The sequence below is a fragment of the Komagataeibacter swingsii genome, from assembly GCF_003207895.1.
In the GTDB taxonomy this organism is placed as follows: domain Bacteria; phylum Pseudomonadota; class Alphaproteobacteria; order Acetobacterales; family Acetobacteraceae; genus Komagataeibacter; species Komagataeibacter swingsii.
The window spans coordinates 66,700-83,101 of record NZ_NKUB01000012.1; the positions used below are offsets into that span (position 1 = coordinate 66,700).

Below are 16,402 nucleotides of genomic sequence, written 5' to 3' on the forward strand. Positions count from 1 at the left end.
AAAAATCATTCCTTGTCGTTCCCCCTTTCTCGAGATGGGGGATTTTCAAAAGCAGGGTTGATCGGGGAGAGAATAAACGTCTCTTCTGCTTCGCTTCCTAACTCGTCGACCGACATCTCACTTATCATTTTTACAAGAATATCAACGCGGAGTTGCAAATAATGGGAATTCGGATGGTCGTCTTTCAACTGACGGCCTTTTTCGTGGCAAAGCACCAGAATGGGGTGCAATGATCTTGCCTGCTCACGCCTGGCAGTTGATGTTTTCGCTGGAGAAGCAATGTATTCAATATTGCATCTCAGCGCTAAAATCGCCTGAACCAGCGTCAGACATAGCTGTCCGGATTGTTCGTCATCGATAAGCTCGAAACGCGAGCGAAGTTCATCAAACTTCATGTCATCCTCACACGGATCAAGACGAACACACTGAAGCAACGCAGTGCACGGTTGCCATGTTTCTTACGGAGCGCTGGAGCGGCATAACCCGATATACTTTGCTATTATTCACGATTTTCGTCGTGATTTAATCTGGTCACCTAGCTACACGGAATCATGATCAGGCTGCCCAATCTACACGATTCCGTCTTGTTGTAACGTATATCTCATTATTGTTACCGAGTGTTTCATAGATATTCTGCGGGCAACGTATGTTCGAAACATGCGGAGCTATTGCTGGGTGATCGAAGGGCAGTCATGCCTGGATGGCAAGAAAAAGCGTCTTCTACGTCATCTTGCGATCGGTCGTGGCTTGAAGCAACCACCAACATGCTGGATGACTGACGTATCGGAAGACATCCGCATCGTACCATCCGACCCATAGATCGCAGGAAATGATCCATGCATGCTCCAAGCGAAGTTGCAAAAGGCTGAAAGAAGTTCAGAATATCTGTACTTGGATAATAGATCATGTTAGCATCATGCGATGCGCAGGACCAATATGACATCCAGAAGATCAACGAGCGCCGTTCCCCCAGAGAAAACAATACAGCTTGGACTGTTCCCACTATCGGTCCAGTTGCGCCGTATTCAACCCAGTTTCAATGAGTGGCGGTATTACGGACTGTCAGTTCAGCCCGACCTGTTCGGTGGTGCCGCGCTTGTTCGTAACTGGGGCAGGATCGGGACAGCTGGCACCCAGCGCGTGGATCTCTATCCGGATGAAGGCGCCGCGGTGAATGCCCTGACCGCGATGATCCGTTATCGCCTGAAACGCGGCTATATCGTTACACAGCCATGACTGGCTGCATTACCTGCAGGGGTAACCCGGTGTGATCATCGGACAGGTGATAGAGATAAATACTGTATCCGCTCACCACGTCATGGAAAATTCGTGTGTGGATATATTCGGACTAAAAAACTTATCATCGACATTGGGGTGAGCCGTAGTTTTCGTGAAAGGCCCGCTGCATAAGCCAGTTTACGCCGTCTGATAGCGTAATCAGGGGCAGGCTCCGCCGCATACAATTTGCGTAAAACTTGATGTTCATGGTGCAATGTGATCGATGTAGGCAACGTGCCGCAATATATAATTCAGCTTTCGATACGCCATATTTTGCCGATTGCATAAAGACTTACACTCCGGCAATGTTATTCGGTAAAAATATAGCGGAGAGGCTTTATCATGGACCAATCAGACGACCTATCCCCGGCAATTGTAATTGCCATGAGCGACATCGTGGCAGCGCATCTCGGCAATACCAATACCTCTCTGCCGACAGAACATGTCCCGGCGTTTATCCGCGATGTCTACGCTGCTATCCGCGAAACAACACCGGCCACAGAGAAAAATAGCAGCATCCCTGCCCAGCAGCCTGCAGTTCCAGTCGGGCAGTCGGTATTTCCTGACTACATCGTCTGTCTGGAAGATGGCAAAAAACTCAAAATGCTCAAGCGTCACCTGCAGACAAGGTACGGAATGACGCCAACGCAATACCGAGAGAAGTGGCAACTTCCTATGGATTATCCCATGGTTGCTCCGGAGTATGCCAAAATGCGGGCGACTCTGGCGCGAGACGCGGGTCTCGGACGTAAGGTTTTGGTGCCCCAGACCGCTCCCGTGGACGAAGCAACCGCAGCACCTTCTGTCGATAGTGCGACGAAAGAAGTGTTGGTCGACACTGCTGAGGCTGTATTACCCCCCAAAAAAACGATTTCGAAGCGATCCAGGTCGTCGGCAACTGAAACCGGATCTTCCGCGGCATCGCCAAAGAAAACGCCGGGTTCCAAGACTTCAGCGAGACCGCGTGCGGTACGGAAGACCGGCACGAAAGCAAAAGGGGCCAAGGTCTGACTGATCAGCCCGGCCTATCCGGCTTTGTCATAAGGCAGCCAGGCATCACCCGAACGTCAGGATGATCAGATGGTGAATGTTCATGAGGAAGATGTTCGAGTTATCATTGCGCCAGTTCGCGCCACACTGCTCAAACTGGAAGATCTCGTCGCCGGGATTACCGATCTGAACGGGCATGATGAAATTGACTTTGGACAGTCTGTAGGTGACGAAAGCTGGTGAACACCAAATCGCAGGTCACGTGGGTTCCGGACTGCGGCGACATTGTCTGGTTGGAATTTGATCCCTCAGCCGGGGCGGAAACGGGCTGTGCATCGGCCTGCGGTGCTTCTCAGCCCTGCAAGTTATAATGCCAAAGCGGGGATGACGCTTTGCTGCCCCATGACCACTAAAATCAAAGGCTATCCGTTTGAAGTAGCCGTAGTAGTAAAACCCGCCAGTGTGGTCCTCTCTGATCAGGTGAGAAGTCTGGACTGGCGGATGCGGAACGCGAAGCTCAAAGGAAAGGTCTCGGCAAAGGAAATTGAGGCAGTTCGTCAGCATGCCAGATTACTGGCTGGCCGAGGAAAACAGGGAAGCCCGAACATTTCTATGTATTCAAACATGTCCTGCCGGACTTCTTAATATGTGTTGTAGGTTCGACGCTCCATGCGCTTGTCTGATGAGCGATCAACCACGTTCTACGCCGACATACAGGGCAACGTTGGCCTCTGCGCCAGAAAACGGAAACATGAGATGTGCAGCACAGCCGAACAGGGTCACGTTCGGTTGCGGCTGCCAGCACATTCCTGGCGGTAGGTTGCTATACGTTAGCAATGGCACCGGGCTGTGGTCGGGTTTTGTAATCTAATTGGGCAGGGGTGTGAAATCACCTGTTTCAGTCTGGGTGCGGGGTGAGTCTGGAGCCTTATCCTGACGCCGATGAGCGTTCAAAACGCCGGGTACCGGCTAGACGAGCCATCAGCCCGCATATGAGTGCGGCTGCACAACGCGGGCCTATGTATGATACCGGTGATCGGGTTGAAAAAGGCAGAGCTGGGTACCGAGGGCACGACAGCATCATGTCCGTCCGTAGCAAGGAACTTTAACAGATGCTCAAATCCGAGATACGAGCCTAGCCAGCTGTGGCAGAGCAGCACAAGTGGGCAAGACGCCACGCCTTCGGTGGGTGTTATTGACAGCCAGTCGGTTAAAACCGCTACAACAGCGGCCGCTGTGGTTATGACGCGAGCAAAAAAAATCAAGGGTCGCGAGCGGCATATCTCGACCGACACGCTGTGTCATGTCGTGGCAGCTGTCGTGCATCCCGCCGACATTCAGGATCATAACGGTGCGCCGCCGGCAGCAACCAAAATACGCTCATTGTTCGCTTGGCTGCGCCATCTGATTGGTGAGGGTGGATATGCTGGCGAGAAGTTGCGTGGTGTGCTGGTCGAACGTGGCCGACGGACGATCGAGATCGTCAAGCGCAGCGATCGGGCTGAAGGCTTCATCATCATGCCGAAACGCTGGATCGTGGAGCGTCGCTTCGTATGGCTCGGACGCTGCCGCCGTTTCACGAAACATGTCGAGGCACCAATCTCGTTATCCTGTGCACAGTTGATGATTGTCCATATCTGCAGGGTGCTGAGACAAATCAATCAAACCGCTTTCTAATTCAGGCTCTAACAGAGCCTTAAATTCACATATGAAATTATCGCTTACTCTAAATATAGAAATGATAATCATTTTCATAATATAAATTCTCTTTTGTAGACCGGATGTTCAGGTTCACGTCAGGTTTCTCTGTTACCGTCAGAAAGTCATCGTCGTGATGGCAGGAACTTTATGTACGCCGGGGAACAGACGCTTATTATGCAAAGGATAGTGCGGGATAGTCTGTATGCAGCCTGTATTTTCTTCCTAGGGGTGTCGGCCGCTTGGGCGGATGATGGGACAGAGGGCATATGTATGACGGTCCGGCATGGTATACGTTTGCATGTAGATGGCATGTATGGGGGTTATCCCCATTCCGTACTGCGTGACGCCGTGCTGCAGGGCGTGGCGTGCCCCTCTGATGAAGCTGAACGGCATGTCTTCGGTCTCATTGCCGACCCGCCGCCACACCTGCGTATTTCCGTTACGAGGCCCATGGGGCAGGGGCAGCAGGGGGCGATTTCGGCCCGGCTGTTCTCGCAGGGGCATTTTGTCATCGGGGAACGCATGTCCCTTTCGCCCCTGGCGCGTTCGCAGTCCCCGTTTTCGGTCACGTCCGAGATCAATCTGCTGATGGCGCGACTGTGGAGCGATTTGGCCGAACGGATCAGCCATGGTGGTCGCGCCATTCCATGATGGCCTGAAGCATGAACCGCGCCATCCCCCCCATCCCCCCCATCGTGTCGATCGCCATGGCCTGTGCCCTGCCATGGATGGCCCTGGCCCAGGACGCCCGCCCTGGCCCATCCTTCCATGAAGCCGTCGGCATGGCCTGGGCGATCGATCCCGTCCGCACCGAACTTCAGGTCGGCCATCATTCCGCCCGCGCCCGCGCCAGCGCTGCCGGGTCATGGTTTGCCGGCGGCCCGACCCTGTCGGGTGAATACATGGATGACCACATGCTGGGCAGTAACGAAGGCTATACAACCTATCAGGGCGGCGTATCGGTGCCGCTGTGGTTGCCGGGGCAGGGCAGTGCAACAAAACAGGTAGCCAGCGCGGAAGCCGCGTCGATTGATGAGCAGCTCAATGTCGAACACATGGCGCTATCCATCCGGGTGCTGGACGCAGCTGCCGCCGCCCTGATTGCCCGTACCCGGATGGATGTGGCCCATGCCCTGTACGATGCGACAGCGCGCATGGCCGGCAATGCGACGCATGCGGTGCATGGTGGGGAACTGGCCTCGGTCGATGGGCAGATGGCGCAGGCGGCGATGGAGAACGCGCGCAATGAACTGGCCCTGGCACAGGAGGAAGCGCAGAACGCGACTACGGCCCTGGAGGTGCTGCTGGGGCGCCCGGTTGTGCCTGACCTGAGCCGTTATGGTGGCGGCGACGTGACGCAGGCCCGTTTTGTCAGCCCGCGCGACATGGAAGACAACGATCCCCGCATAAAGGTCGCGCACCGCAATGTGGAAGCCGCCGAAGCGAACATGAAACTGGCGCGCCGTTCGTTCATGCCCAACCCGGAAATCGGCGTGGACGCCATTCATGAAAAGCAGTACGGCAGCCCGTGGGATGATCGTGTGGGCGTGAATTTCAGCATCCCCCTGCCCAGCGAGGTCCGTAACACCCCCATCATGTCCGAAGCCCGCAACCGCCTGGCCACGGCCACCAGCCAGGAAACGCAGGCGCGGCGCATGGTGCATCTGGAAATGATGCGCGTGCGTGAACGCCTGATCGCGGCCACCACGGCACGACAGGCTACCCGCAGTGCCGCAGAGAATATGGAAAAGCGGGCCCAGGCGCAGGAACGGGCCTGGCAAGTAGGCGAAGCCGGTGTGGATACGGCGCTTGCCGCCCGGCAGGCGGCCGCCAATACCCGACTGGCCAGTGTCCGGGCTGAAGTGGAATGGCATGTCGCCAGCATCCGCATGCTGATTGCAACAGGTGTCGTGCCATGAAGCGGATTGCCTCCATCCTGTTTCTTCTCGGCCTGTCCGCCCTGCCTGCCCATGCCGGGGAGGGGACGCTGCCCCCGATCGTGAAGCTGGACGGGGCGGCGGTTGCCAATGAAGGGGTAACCATCGTCACAGCCACGCCGGGTCGCGTGGCACCCATGCTGCCGGTCATGAGCCGGGTCATGCCCGATACGACGCGGGTCGTTCATATCCATCCCGCCGGCAGTGGCAAGGTGCTGGCAGTACTGGTACAGCCCGGAGCATCCGTGCAGCGGGGGCAGGCGCTGGTGCGCTATCAGGATCATTCCCTGCATGTTGCGCGCCTGCAGGCGGTTCAGATGCGTGCAGCGCTTGCTGCCGCCATTGCGGCCCGGACCGATGCGGCAGGCGCGGTGCAGCGGGCTAGGGCACTGGCTGGCGAGAGCATATCATTGGCCGAACTGCGCCGCAGGCAGGACGTGCTGGCACAGGCGGATGCCACCATGCGTGCACGCCAGGCGGATGTGGACACGTTGGGCCACCGTTTTGCCGAGGAGTTCAATTCATCATCGGAGCAGGACAGTCAGGGCGCGGAAGACGAAACCTCGACCCTGATCTCCCCTGTCAACGGCATGGTGCAGGTGATCGGTACGTCAGTGGCGGGTGATGTGGACCCGAGCATGGACGTGGCGAGCGTGGCAGATCTGTCCAGCGTATGGATCGTTTCCGATATCCCGCCCGATCAGGCGGCGCGGATCGCACCAGGCGGCCAGCAGGTAACGCGGACGGCAGACGGCCCGTTTACATCCCGTATCGATACGGTGGACGGGATGGCCAGTTCCCTGACCGGGCTGGTCCGGGTCATAAGCCGTGTGTCAAACCCCACTGGCGCGCTGGTGCCCGGTATGGTGCTGGATTCCGCACTGGCTCAGCGTGACAGCGTGGCGGGTCTTGTCGTGCCGTCCGAAGCCATCCAGCAGATTGACGGGCGCAGCGTCGTGTTCGTGCGGGTGAACGCGACGGACTACCGGCCGGTCGTGGTCGATGTGGCACTGGATGACGGGCGGCAGGCAGTGCTGCGTTCCGGCCTGACAGAGGGCGAGCCGGTGGTGGGTCATGGTAGTTTTGCCCTGCGTTCCGTCATCGGTCTGGCCGGAATGGATGCAGACTGATGGCACATGCCTACCTTGCCACCCTGATCCGCGCGCGCATGCTGGTGCTGGGCGGTCTTGGCCTGCTGCTGGCCGCGGGCATCATGACTGTCCTGGGCCTGCCGGTGGAAGCGGTGCCGGATATTTCGCCCCGGCAGGTTCTCGTCTCGGTCGTGGCGCCGGGCCTTGCGACGGAGGAAGTGGAAAAACTCATCACCTTTCCCGTCGAGACCAGCATGACCGGAATCCCCGGCATGACTGACCTGCGTTCCGTATCGCGCGGCGGCGTCTCGGTGGTGTATGTGCAGTTTGCCGATGATACCGACATCAACCTGGACCGCACCCGCGTGAACGAGCGCATACAGCAGGCGCGCGCCAGCATATCCGTGCCCGGCATTACCGTCAGCATGGGGCCGCTGGCTACCGGCATGGGCGAGATCATGCAGTTCCAGATCCGTGGCGCGGGGGGTTCGCTCATGGAACTCAACCGCATCATGAACTGGACCGTGGTGCCGCAGATGCGTCTTGTACCCGGTGTGGTGGATGTCAACGTCAATGGCGGGGCGGAAGAAACCTATGAGGTGACGCTGGACCCCGCGCGGCTGATCGGCAGCAACCTTTCGGTAGGCGAGGTCTATCGTGCGGTGGATGCCGGCAACGCGGCATCCGGCGGCGGATGGATCACGCACCATGCCGAACAGCAGAGCGTGGTCGGACGCGGGCTGGTCGGCAGCCTGGCCGACTTTGGCAACATTGCCGTGCGCACCAACCCCGATGGGTCCGCCGTGCGGCTGCGCGATCTTGGCCGCGTGCGCGCAGGCGCGCGCACCCGTCTGGGGGCGGTAACGCGTGACGGGCAGGGCGAGATCGTGATCGGCGTGGTGATGATGGAAAGCGGGGCGAGTTCCAACGCAACGCTTGCCGCCATCAACCGTGCGCTGCCGGGCATACGGCAGGCTTTGCCCGCAGGCGTCACGATCGAACCCTATTACACCCGCGCCACCCTGACCGGGCAGACCATCGCCACCGTGCGTGACAACCTGGTCATGGGCGCCGTGCTGGTGGTGGGGGTGCTGGTGGTGGTGATCGGGAGCTGGCAGGCCGCCCTTGTCATTGCCTCGGTCATTCCGGTTGCCCTTGTCTGCGCGATGGCGGGCATGCGGCAGTTCGGTATCTCGGCCAACCTGCTCAGCCTTGGCGCAATCGATTTCGGCATGATTGTCGATGGTTCGCTGGTGGTGATCGAACATGTGCTGTCGCGCAGGGAGGAGGAGCCGGACGCCGAATTCATTCCGCTGGTCATCTCCTCCGTGCAGCAGGTCATGCGCCCGGTGGGGTTTGCCATACTGGTCATCATCATGGTCTATCTGCCGATCCTGACCCTGCAGGGGATAGAGGGGCACATGTTCCGCCCCATGGCGCAGACGGTCATCATGGCGCTGCTGGCGTCGCTGGCGTACTGCTTCATCTGCGTGCCCGTTCTGGCCGCCCTTGCGCTGGGGGGCGTGCGGCCTGCGGGTGATACGCGGCTGATTGCCTTCCTGCGCCGGCCCTATACCCATATGGTGACATGGGGGGAAACCCATCCACGCATCCTGTTTGGCGGTACGCTGGTGGTGCTGGCCCTTTCAGCGGGGCTTGCGATGAGGCTGGGCGGTGAGTTCATTCCCCAGCTTGATGAAGGGGCGCTGGCGGTCACCACCACGCGGCTGCCCTCGGCCTCGCTTGATACGGTTCTGGCGTCAGTCACGAAGCAGGAGCAGATCCTGCGCCGCTTCCCCGAAGTGCGCGCGGTGGTCAGCAATACCGGCACATCGGCCATTCCCACCGACCCGATGGGCGTGAACGAGACCGACAGCTTCATCTTCCTCAACCCACCCGCCACATGGAAAACCGCCCGCACGCAGGCGGGGCTGGTCGCCGCGATGGATGATACCCTGCGGCGCGAACTGCCCGATGCGCTGTATTCATGGAGCCAGCCGGTGCAGATGCGCATGGATGACCTGCTCTCTGGCGTGCGCACGCAGATTGCCGTCTCGATCTTTGGCGATGACCTGGCCATGCTGGCCGAGCTGGGTGACCGGGTGGTGGCGGCTATGTCCGGCGTGAAGGGGGCAGCGGACGTGGCGGCTGCGGGGGACGGCACCGTGCCGCTGATCGTGGTCGACATTGACCGCACGCAGGCTGCCAGCCGCAATGTGGCGGTGCAGGACATTCTCGATACGGTGGAGGCCATAGGCGGGCATATCGGCGCCCGGCCGGTGATCGTGGATAACGCCATCATCGGCACGCAGGTCCGCCTTGACCCCCGCGTGGCGACATCCGCCGCCGCCATTGGCGCGCTGCAGGTCCGGCGGATGGACGGGCAGGGGAATGCGATGCTGTCACAGGTGGCGCATGTGCATGAAGTCGATGGGCCGCCGCGCATAAGCCGCGACCGGGTACGCCGGCGCATGGTGGTGCAGGCCAATGTGCGCGGGCGTGATCTGTCTTCCTATGTAGCCGAAGCACAGGCCCGTGTGGCGCGGGACGTGAAGCTGCCCGCGGGCTATACCATGCAGTGGGACGGGCAGTTCCGTAACCTGCAATCAGCTACAAGGCGGCTGGAGATCGTGCTGCCCGTTGCCCTTGGCCTGATCTTTGCGCTGCTGGTGGTGGCGTTTGGCGCAGTGCGGCCCGCGCTGCTGGTGTTCGTCAACCTGCCGGTGGCGGCAACCGGCGGCATCGTGGCGCTGACGCTGCGCGGCATGCCGTTCAGCATTTCGGCGGGGATCGGCTTCATCGCGCTGTTTGGCGTGGCGATCCTGAATGGCGTGGTGCTGGTCAGTGAGATCGCAGCCCTGCGGGCACGGGGAATGGCCGTGGCACAGGCGGCCTTTGCGGCCGCGGAATCCCGCTTCCGTCCCGTCATGGCTACAGCCCTTGTCGCCAGCCTTGGCTTTTTTCCCATGGCGTTTTCCGAAAGTGCGGGCGCGGAAGTCGAGCGCCCGCTGGCCAGTGTGGTGATCGGCGGGCTGGTCACGTCCACGTTGCTGACCCTGCTTGTGCTGCCATCACTGTATGCCCGGGTCATGCGGGAAAAGGATCAGGACTGATGCGTATCCTTATTGTCGAGGATGAATACGATCTGGGTGTGGCGGTGCAGGAGCGCGTGGGTCTGGACGGGCATGCCGTGGACTGGTTCACGACGCTGGAGGACGCGCGCGCGGCCATGGCAACGGTGGATTATGATTTCATGCTGCTCGACCTTGGCCTGCCCGATGGAAGTGGGCGCGACCTGTTGCGTGAGGTCCGTCGGACATCATCAGACATCGCCATCCTCATCACCACGGCAGAGGACCAGATCAGTGACCGTATCGCGGGTCTGTCCGAAGGGGCAGATGATTATATCGTCAAGCCCTATGACCTGAATGAACTCGTGGCCCGTATTGCGGCAGTGGCCCGCCGGTATGCATCGCCGCGCAGGCACGCGCACTGCCGCGTGGGAGAGATTACGATAGACCGGGAGAACCGGTCTGTATCGCGTGATGGCGAGCGGCTGGACCTGACCGCGCGGGAATGGAGCATCATGGAACTGCTGTCGCGCAGTCCGGGCCGGATCTATTCGCGCCAGCAGATTGACACCGCGCTGTATGCGCTGGACCGGGACGTGGACAGCAATACCGTCGAGGTTTTCATCAGCCGCCTGCGGCGCAAGGTCGGCAACACGGTCATCCGGACCATACGCGGCCGTGGCTACTGCCTCGATGCAAGGGACGGCGCATGAAAAGCTGGAGCCTGTCTACCCGGATCATCAGCAGCGTACTCATGGTCGTGATACTGGGGCTGCTGATCCTCAGTGTCGCGGTAGGTGGATTTACCCGCTACGAGGTAACGGAACGGCTGGACAACTCGCTGCAGGAAGTTTCCGAGCGCCTGCAGACGGCTGTGGAGACACGACTGCATGATCCGGGTGCGGCGTCATCCATCGCCTGGCTGCCGGAAGTCGGGCCACGCACCCTGGCCTATCAGATCGTGGATGTGACCGGGCATGTCGTGTTGCGTTCCCAGAATGCCCCGCAGGACGCATTCGAGCGCGCGTGGCGGACCGGGTTTGCTAATGTTCCGCATTTTCGCGTTTATGTCGCGTCACCCGTGGCGGAGAAATACCGCGTTCTTGTGGGGGAACCGACCTTCCACCGGCGCGAGGCCGTCCGGCGCGCGATGCTGATCTCTGTCGTGCCCATGCTGCTTTTCATGCCGGTGATCTGGTGGCTGGTGCGCCTGATCGTGCGGCGCGCCCTGCGCCCGCTGGACCTGCTGCATGACGAGATGCGCGCACGTGGCAGCGGCAACCTTCAGCCCATTCCCCCCCTTGATCTCCCTGACGAACTAGTCTCCATCCAGCGCTCGATCAATACGCTGTTGGCGCGGTTGGAGGCAGCGCTCTCTACCGAGCGCGCCTTTGCCGCAAGCGCTGCGCATGAACTGCGTAACCCGCTTGGAGCCCTTCTGGCGCAGGTACAGATGCTGGGCCGACTGATGCCGGCGGGTTCGGATACGGGCCGGCGGGTGGAGCTCATTGCCGACCGGACCCGCAGGCTGGGCCGCACGGTGGAAAAACTGCTGCAGTTTTCCCGCGCCTCGTCCGGCGTCGCTTTCCGGCGCGACCGTTTCGACCTGATGACCGTAGTGCATGTCCTTGTCGATGATCTTGGGCATAATCCGTGTGACGGGCAGGGCATTGTCATCGCGCCAGACGGGATTCACCACATATTCGTACATGGTGACATGGATGCGACCGGCATCATGTTGCGCAACCTGCTTGAAAACGCCCTGCTGCATGGAGGGCACCATATGCCCGTGCGGGTGGCCGTGCTACCAGATGGTGGAATCGACATCACCAATGACTGCCCCGCGCTGCCACCCGGCATATTCCAGCGGCTGACTAGCCCATTCGTGCGCGGCGGGACCGGTAATCATGGCAGTGGCCTGGGTCTCGCCATTGCCAGTAATATCGCTACCCAAATGGACGTTACTCTGCGCTTACGTTCCCCACTTACAGGATCTGCCAGAGGATTTGGTGTGTGTGTCACCTTTCCAAACTCGAAGGTAACCTAATTCATGACAGTAGAGGAACAGACGCGCAGGCAACTCCATTTTGCGTACTCTACTCCCCTATGTCACGAATGCCCTGCGTCACGGTTGCCTGGTACAGCAGCCCGTTGGCAATATTCTTAGAGGCTGCTTGGGAAAATCAGTCAACACGTGCCTATGGGTGGTGGGGTTGATGCCTCTTTCGCTGCGTACCGACTACGCTTTCCGTGTGTTGATCCACTTGGCGTGTAATCCTGATTCGCGTGTTACCGTCAGGAACATCACTGAGTTGCAGGGCATTTCGCACAATCATCTTGTGAAAGTTGTACAACACCTGTGTCATGCCGGGATCGTACAAGGTACCCGGGGAGGTACTGGTGGCATCCGTCTGGCTGTGTCTGCCAGAAACATCAACGTCGGTCATATTATGCGGCTCATGGAAACTGAAAAAGAATCCCCTGGCGCCTGTCACCCATCTGGCAATAACCAGTGTATACTGGGCAATGCTTGTCAGTTTCGCCATCTCATAGTACAGGCCGTTGATGCATTTATGGCATTTTCCGATGGAATGAGCTTACTGGATCTCACTAGTGGTTCAGGATAATGTGTTTGCTCACTTTTCCATCCTGGCATGATGCCTCCCTCAAACAGTTGATAGAACATTTGAAGCCGTCGATGAAAAAAATGTCACTGTAGTCATAGTGAATCTCGTGTGAAGTAAGATTCATATAATCTTCAGGTGCAAAGTTCATTTTGTTGCGGGTAATATAATGATAGCGGACGTTATTATTATTACGGTGTTGAAAGGTCTTTACCAAAGTACGGACGGCTTCTAGGCTCGGGACACATAGCCAGAACATGACGGTTGCGGTGAGACAGATGGCTGAGAAGAAGACGGTCGGGCATCTGTTGTAGCGGGTTGCAACCCGCCGCCAGCCCTTGAGCCTTCCGAATATGATCTCGATGCGATTGCGGCGTTTATATTTTCTCTTGTCGTATCTGACCGGTTTTCCGCGAGATTTCTGTCCTGAAATGCAGGGCTTTTATACCTTTTGCTTCCAGGGCGTCCCTGAACCAGTCGGCGTCATCCCCGCGATCTCCCGGCATCCATTGTGCTTCAGGAAGACTATCCAGCAGGGCAGCGGCATCGGTATAATCGCTTATCTGTCCCGCAGTCATGAAAAAGCTCAGCGGTCGCCCACTCTGGTCGGTGATCGCATGCAGCTTCGTGTTTATGCCCCTCTGGTGCGGCCGATCAAGCGACCTGGATCCCCTTTTTTAGCCGCACGCTCGAAGCCGTGCGGTGTGCCTGGAGATACGTCGCATCAGTCATGATGGTCTGGGGCTCTGCCTTTCCGGCAGCCAGACCGTCCATCATCCGGGCGCAGATCCCCATGGCGCCCCAGCGCTTCCAACGGTTTTAGAGCGTCTTATGTGGACCGTATTCCCGGGGCGCATCGCGCCAGCGCAAGCCGTTCCGATTGACAAAAATGATGCCGCTCAGCATTCGGCGGTCATCAACGCAGGCTCTACCATGGCTCTTAAAGAAAAAGGGCCGCAGACGCTCCATTTGTTCGTCCGGCAGCCAAAACAGGTCGCTCATCTCCAGTCTCCTCACAGAGCCTGAATCAGATTCCCGCACTTAAATCAATGGGTTGTTATCATAGGGGATGAAGCCAGTCTGGAAAGCACTCGGGGGCTCAACTCGCGTTCATCACCATTTTCCCATTCGACCGCGAAAGTGTGTTGTCGCCATGACACGGACGCTGCGGCTTCATGGGCTACGTGGGCGAAATGCACCGTGACATTTGCCTGCCGCGCTAACTGACTACTGGCGGAGATCACCATCATGACACCCGCCACGACCATGGCGGCATGACCAATATGGTGAAACAGGCGATCATGCAGGTGCGGCAACAGGTACTTCATGATTATTGATGACAGAACCGCCGCCGCAGCAACAGCGATACCCGCAATGCTGGCCCGGGTATTCAACAGGCCGAACTCAGCGTAGAGAGCGATCTTGAGCACATGCAGCATGATTTCGTTGGCCGCGCGGGTTGCGACGATTTCTTCCTTCCGCAGACCAAGTCGATAATAAAACCCATTGAACACCAGGCCGACCGCTCCGGTAAAACCGGAAATGAAGCCGGCGGTAGCACCCAGCACGTGCAGTTCGATAGCGTGGGGCGTTTTCACAGTGACCTGGGGTGCAGGCTTGCGAAAGAGAAGGGGAAGATTCCCCATCAGGAATACGCCAAGAAGCAGCGACAGATAGGCTGGCTCCATACGGCTCAATGCCCATGCGCCCAGGGCGGCGAAGGGCAACGCGGTGGGCGCAAAATGCCGGACGATGTCCCACCGGATCGCCTGCCGGAACGAGATGATGCGCGTCGCCGAACTGGCAACTGTCCCGATCGACAGGGCGGCTGGCACCTGAGTGCCAGGCAGCACCAGCCCCAGCAGGGGCATTAGGAGCAGCCCGGCACCGCCTCCCGACACGGCGCTCAGGCCAAATGCCGCGGCTGATGCAACCAGAATCAGGGACCAGAGCAGCATGGTTTGTATGAATCCCGATTTGGATCCCTGCTCGCCGGGACCGTTGCAGGCGGCCACATCGCATGGGCGCGCGGCATCATTATTTCTGGCGAAAGCTCACGGGGATGTCAGCTTACAATGCCCCAATCTTCAGTCGTATTTGCACATCTCTAACCAGCCAGGAGGTCTGCTGTCTATGAGGCCGTGAAGGCTAGAGCTCTATGGGTAATTTAACGATACACCTTACGCCAGGGTTGTTGTGAGACAAGACGATCGTGCCCCGGTGCAGTTGTACTACGGCTTTCACCATGGTAAGCCCTAGCCCGTTACCGTCATGCGTACGGCTTGTATCAAGACGGACAAAGCGGTCGAATACCCGAAGCATGGCTTCGTCCGGAATGCCTGGACCATTATCGGCTATTTCTATCGTGATGGTCTTGTCCGAAAGCATTATGGTCGCTGTGATGGTGGTCTGGTCGGGCGTATGGCGTACGGCATTCTCGATCAGGTTGGAGAACGCCTGCCGTAAAAGGACTGGATGACCGGTGACGGTAGGGCAGGCGGGAATGATTTCGGTTTCCAGGCGCTGTCCATTGTCTTCGATAACGGAGCGATACGGTTCTAGAACTGATTCCAGAAGTCGTGCGGGATCGAGGGGTTCCATTTCGTTGTTCCATGCCCCGGACTCAAGTTGCGCCAGCTTGAGCAGCGAGGAAAATATTTCCAATGCGGCATCCAGATCCTCGATTGCACACTCGACCTGCTCATGCATGGTATCGGAAGGTCCATGTGCCCCAATGGCGCGCTCAAGATTCTGGCGCATACGCGCCAGCGGGCGGCGCATGTCGTGCGCGATGTCATTGGAGACCTGTTTCAGACTTGCAATCAGGTATTCATTCTGGTCGAGCATCGCATTGAGGCTCTCCGAGAGATGATCAAGCTCATCATCCGTGCCACGTAGCGGGATGCGGCGAGACAGATCGCCCTGCATGATGCTCCGTGCCGTCCTGCTTATCGTCTCGATCCATTTCAGGATCAGGTTGCTCAGGAAAAGGCCGCCTGCTACCCCTATCAGACCAAATCCTGCAATGCCCCACAGGATCGTTGTCCATAATGCGCGTTGGAGATGCGTCAGGGGCGAGGCATCCATGCCCACGAAGTAATAGCCGCCGTCATCAAGGCGATAACCTATTCCATAAACGATATCCTGGTTGATTTCTTTCGGCAGGCGATGGGACCATGCCAGCCAGCGTTCGCCCGGCACTGGTCGCAGATGCAGCATGTTGCCTGCGACAATGACCTGTCCGGGGTCCTGAAGCAAATAATGGAAACCGGGTTCATGTTCGATCAGTCCTTGCACAACTGGCAGGAGATGACGGACATCCGCAACACCAGCATCTGCAAATGTCTCATGGCTCTCGTTCTCCACTTCCCGGCGGATCTGCTGGCGCATGGTTGACTGGCTGTAAAGGCCTGACGTTATAGTCATGACCATGCCGCCCAATATAAAAAGACCGGCGAACAACGTGACGATACGAAACGACGTCGTGGCGATGATACGTCGTGTCTCCACATTTCGGCGTCGGGATATCCTATTCCACGACATCATTGGACATATTTATCATGTAGCGACATCCTCTCAGGATATGGATGACCGGACAAGATCCACCCGTCCCCGATCATGACAGGTCCGGTTGGCATAGGCTCCAGCCCTGTAGCCTGACTTTACCCCCAATGGTCTTTCCGCGTTAACCCCTTTGCCTTGTCCTGTCC

At 58.5% G+C, this 16,402-nt stretch carries 14 protein-coding genes and 2 pseudogenes; 12 read left to right on the forward strand and 4 right to left on the reverse strand.

What is annotated here, in order from left to right; genetic code table 11:
* Positions 1 to 5: 5 nt before the first annotated feature.
* Complete coding sequence (locus CFR76_RS10670) at positions 6 to 395, reverse strand: hypothetical protein (protein WP_025440168.1); 390 nt, start codon at positions 393 to 395, stop codon at positions 6 to 8.
* Positions 396 to 936: 541 nt separating this feature from the next.
* Here CFR76_RS10670 and CFR76_RS10675 point away from each other — a divergent pair.
* The 12 genes and pseudogenes from CFR76_RS10675 to CFR76_RS10725 all read left to right on the forward strand — a co-directional run bounded on the left by CFR76_RS10675 (position 937) and on the right by CFR76_RS10725 (position 12,695).
* The gene (locus CFR76_RS10675; protein WP_039736669.1) at positions 937 to 1,236 is read left to right on the forward strand and encodes a WGR domain-containing protein; all 300 of its coding nucleotides are present in this window, start codon (positions 937 to 939) and stop codon (positions 1,234 to 1,236) included.
* 384 nt (positions 1,237 to 1,620) lie between these two features.
* A complete protein-coding gene (locus CFR76_RS10680) occupies positions 1,621 to 2,289 on the forward strand; it encodes a MucR family transcriptional regulator (RefSeq protein WP_019086198.1) in 669 nt (222 codons plus the stop codon).
* 69 nt (positions 2,290 to 2,358) lie between these two features.
* Positions 2,359 to 2,511 carry an AbrB/MazE/SpoVT family DNA-binding domain-containing protein gene (locus CFR76_RS18050; RefSeq protein WP_167331482.1) on the forward strand — a complete coding sequence of 51 codons (153 nt, stop codon included), beginning with the start codon at positions 2,359 to 2,361 and terminating at the stop codon, positions 2,509 to 2,511.
* Between the two features lie 102 nt (positions 2,512 to 2,613).
* On the forward strand, positions 2,614 to 2,913 hold the full coding sequence (locus tag CFR76_RS10685; protein WP_078527732.1) for a type II toxin-antitoxin system PemK/MazF family toxin: 300 nt from the start codon (positions 2,614 to 2,616) through the stop codon (positions 2,911 to 2,913).
* 519 nt (positions 2,914 to 3,432) lie between these two features.
* Positions 3,433 to 3,945, forward strand: a pseudogene (locus CFR76_RS10690) (transposase); the annotation flags it as partial.
* A 198-nt stretch (positions 3,946 to 4,143) separates the two neighbouring features.
* On the forward strand, positions 4,144 to 4,620 hold the full coding sequence (locus CFR76_RS10695) for a hypothetical protein (RefSeq protein ID WP_370664434.1): 477 nt from the start codon (positions 4,144 to 4,146) through the stop codon (positions 4,618 to 4,620).
* Positions 4,621 to 4,631: 11 nt separating this feature from the next.
* Entirely contained in the window at positions 4,632 to 5,888 is a 1,257-nt protein-coding gene (locus CFR76_RS10700) for a TolC family protein (protein WP_019086195.1), read from the forward strand.
* On the forward strand, positions 5,885 to 7,036 hold the full coding sequence (locus CFR76_RS10705; protein WP_025440169.1) for an efflux RND transporter periplasmic adaptor subunit: 1,152 nt from the start codon (positions 5,885 to 5,887) through the stop codon (positions 7,034 to 7,036). The genes CFR76_RS10700 and CFR76_RS10705 overlap by 4 nt, the downstream gene beginning before the upstream one ends.
* The gene (locus tag CFR76_RS10710; protein WP_019086193.1) at positions 7,036 to 10,110 is read left to right on the forward strand and encodes an efflux RND transporter permease subunit; all 3,075 of its coding nucleotides are present in this window, start codon (positions 7,036 to 7,038) and stop codon (positions 10,108 to 10,110) included. Before CFR76_RS10705 ends, CFR76_RS10710 begins: the two co-directional genes overlap by 1 nt.
* Positions 10,110 to 10,781 carry a response regulator transcription factor gene (locus CFR76_RS10715; RefSeq protein WP_007396721.1) on the forward strand — a complete coding sequence of 224 codons (672 nt, stop codon included), beginning with the start codon at positions 10,110 to 10,112 and terminating at the stop codon, positions 10,779 to 10,781. The genes CFR76_RS10710 and CFR76_RS10715 overlap by 1 nt, the downstream gene beginning before the upstream one ends.
* Positions 10,778 to 12,115: a histidine kinase dimerization/phospho-acceptor domain-containing protein gene (locus tag CFR76_RS10720; protein WP_007396722.1), complete on the forward strand. Its 1,338-nt coding sequence runs from the start codon at positions 10,778 to 10,780 to the stop codon at positions 12,113 to 12,115. The genes CFR76_RS10715 and CFR76_RS10720 overlap by 4 nt, the downstream gene beginning before the upstream one ends.
* Positions 12,116 to 12,284: 169 nt before the next feature.
* Positions 12,285 to 12,695: an RrF2 family transcriptional regulator gene (locus CFR76_RS10725; protein WP_010511654.1), complete on the forward strand. Its 411-nt coding sequence runs from the start codon at positions 12,285 to 12,287 to the stop codon at positions 12,693 to 12,695.
* A 244-nt stretch (positions 12,696 to 12,939) separates the two neighbouring features.
* Here the strand turns inward: CFR76_RS10725 and CFR76_RS10730 are convergent.
* The 3 genes and pseudogenes from CFR76_RS10730 to CFR76_RS10740 form a co-directional block, all read right to left on the reverse strand.
* Positions 12,940 to 13,694 (reverse strand): annotated as a pseudogene (locus CFR76_RS10730) (IS5 family transposase); the annotation flags it as partial.
* A gap of 44 nt (positions 13,695 to 13,738) precedes the next feature.
* The gene (locus tag CFR76_RS10735; RefSeq protein WP_010509936.1) at positions 13,739 to 14,650 is read right to left on the reverse strand and encodes a sulfite exporter TauE/SafE family protein; all 912 of its coding nucleotides are present in this window, start codon (positions 14,648 to 14,650) and stop codon (positions 13,739 to 13,741) included.
* 190 nt (positions 14,651 to 14,840) lie between these two features.
* The gene (locus CFR76_RS10740) at positions 14,841 to 16,238 is read right to left on the reverse strand and encodes a sensor histidine kinase (RefSeq protein WP_110557069.1); all 1,398 of its coding nucleotides are present in this window, start codon (positions 16,236 to 16,238) and stop codon (positions 14,841 to 14,843) included.
* Positions 16,239 to 16,402 lie beyond the last annotated feature (164 nt).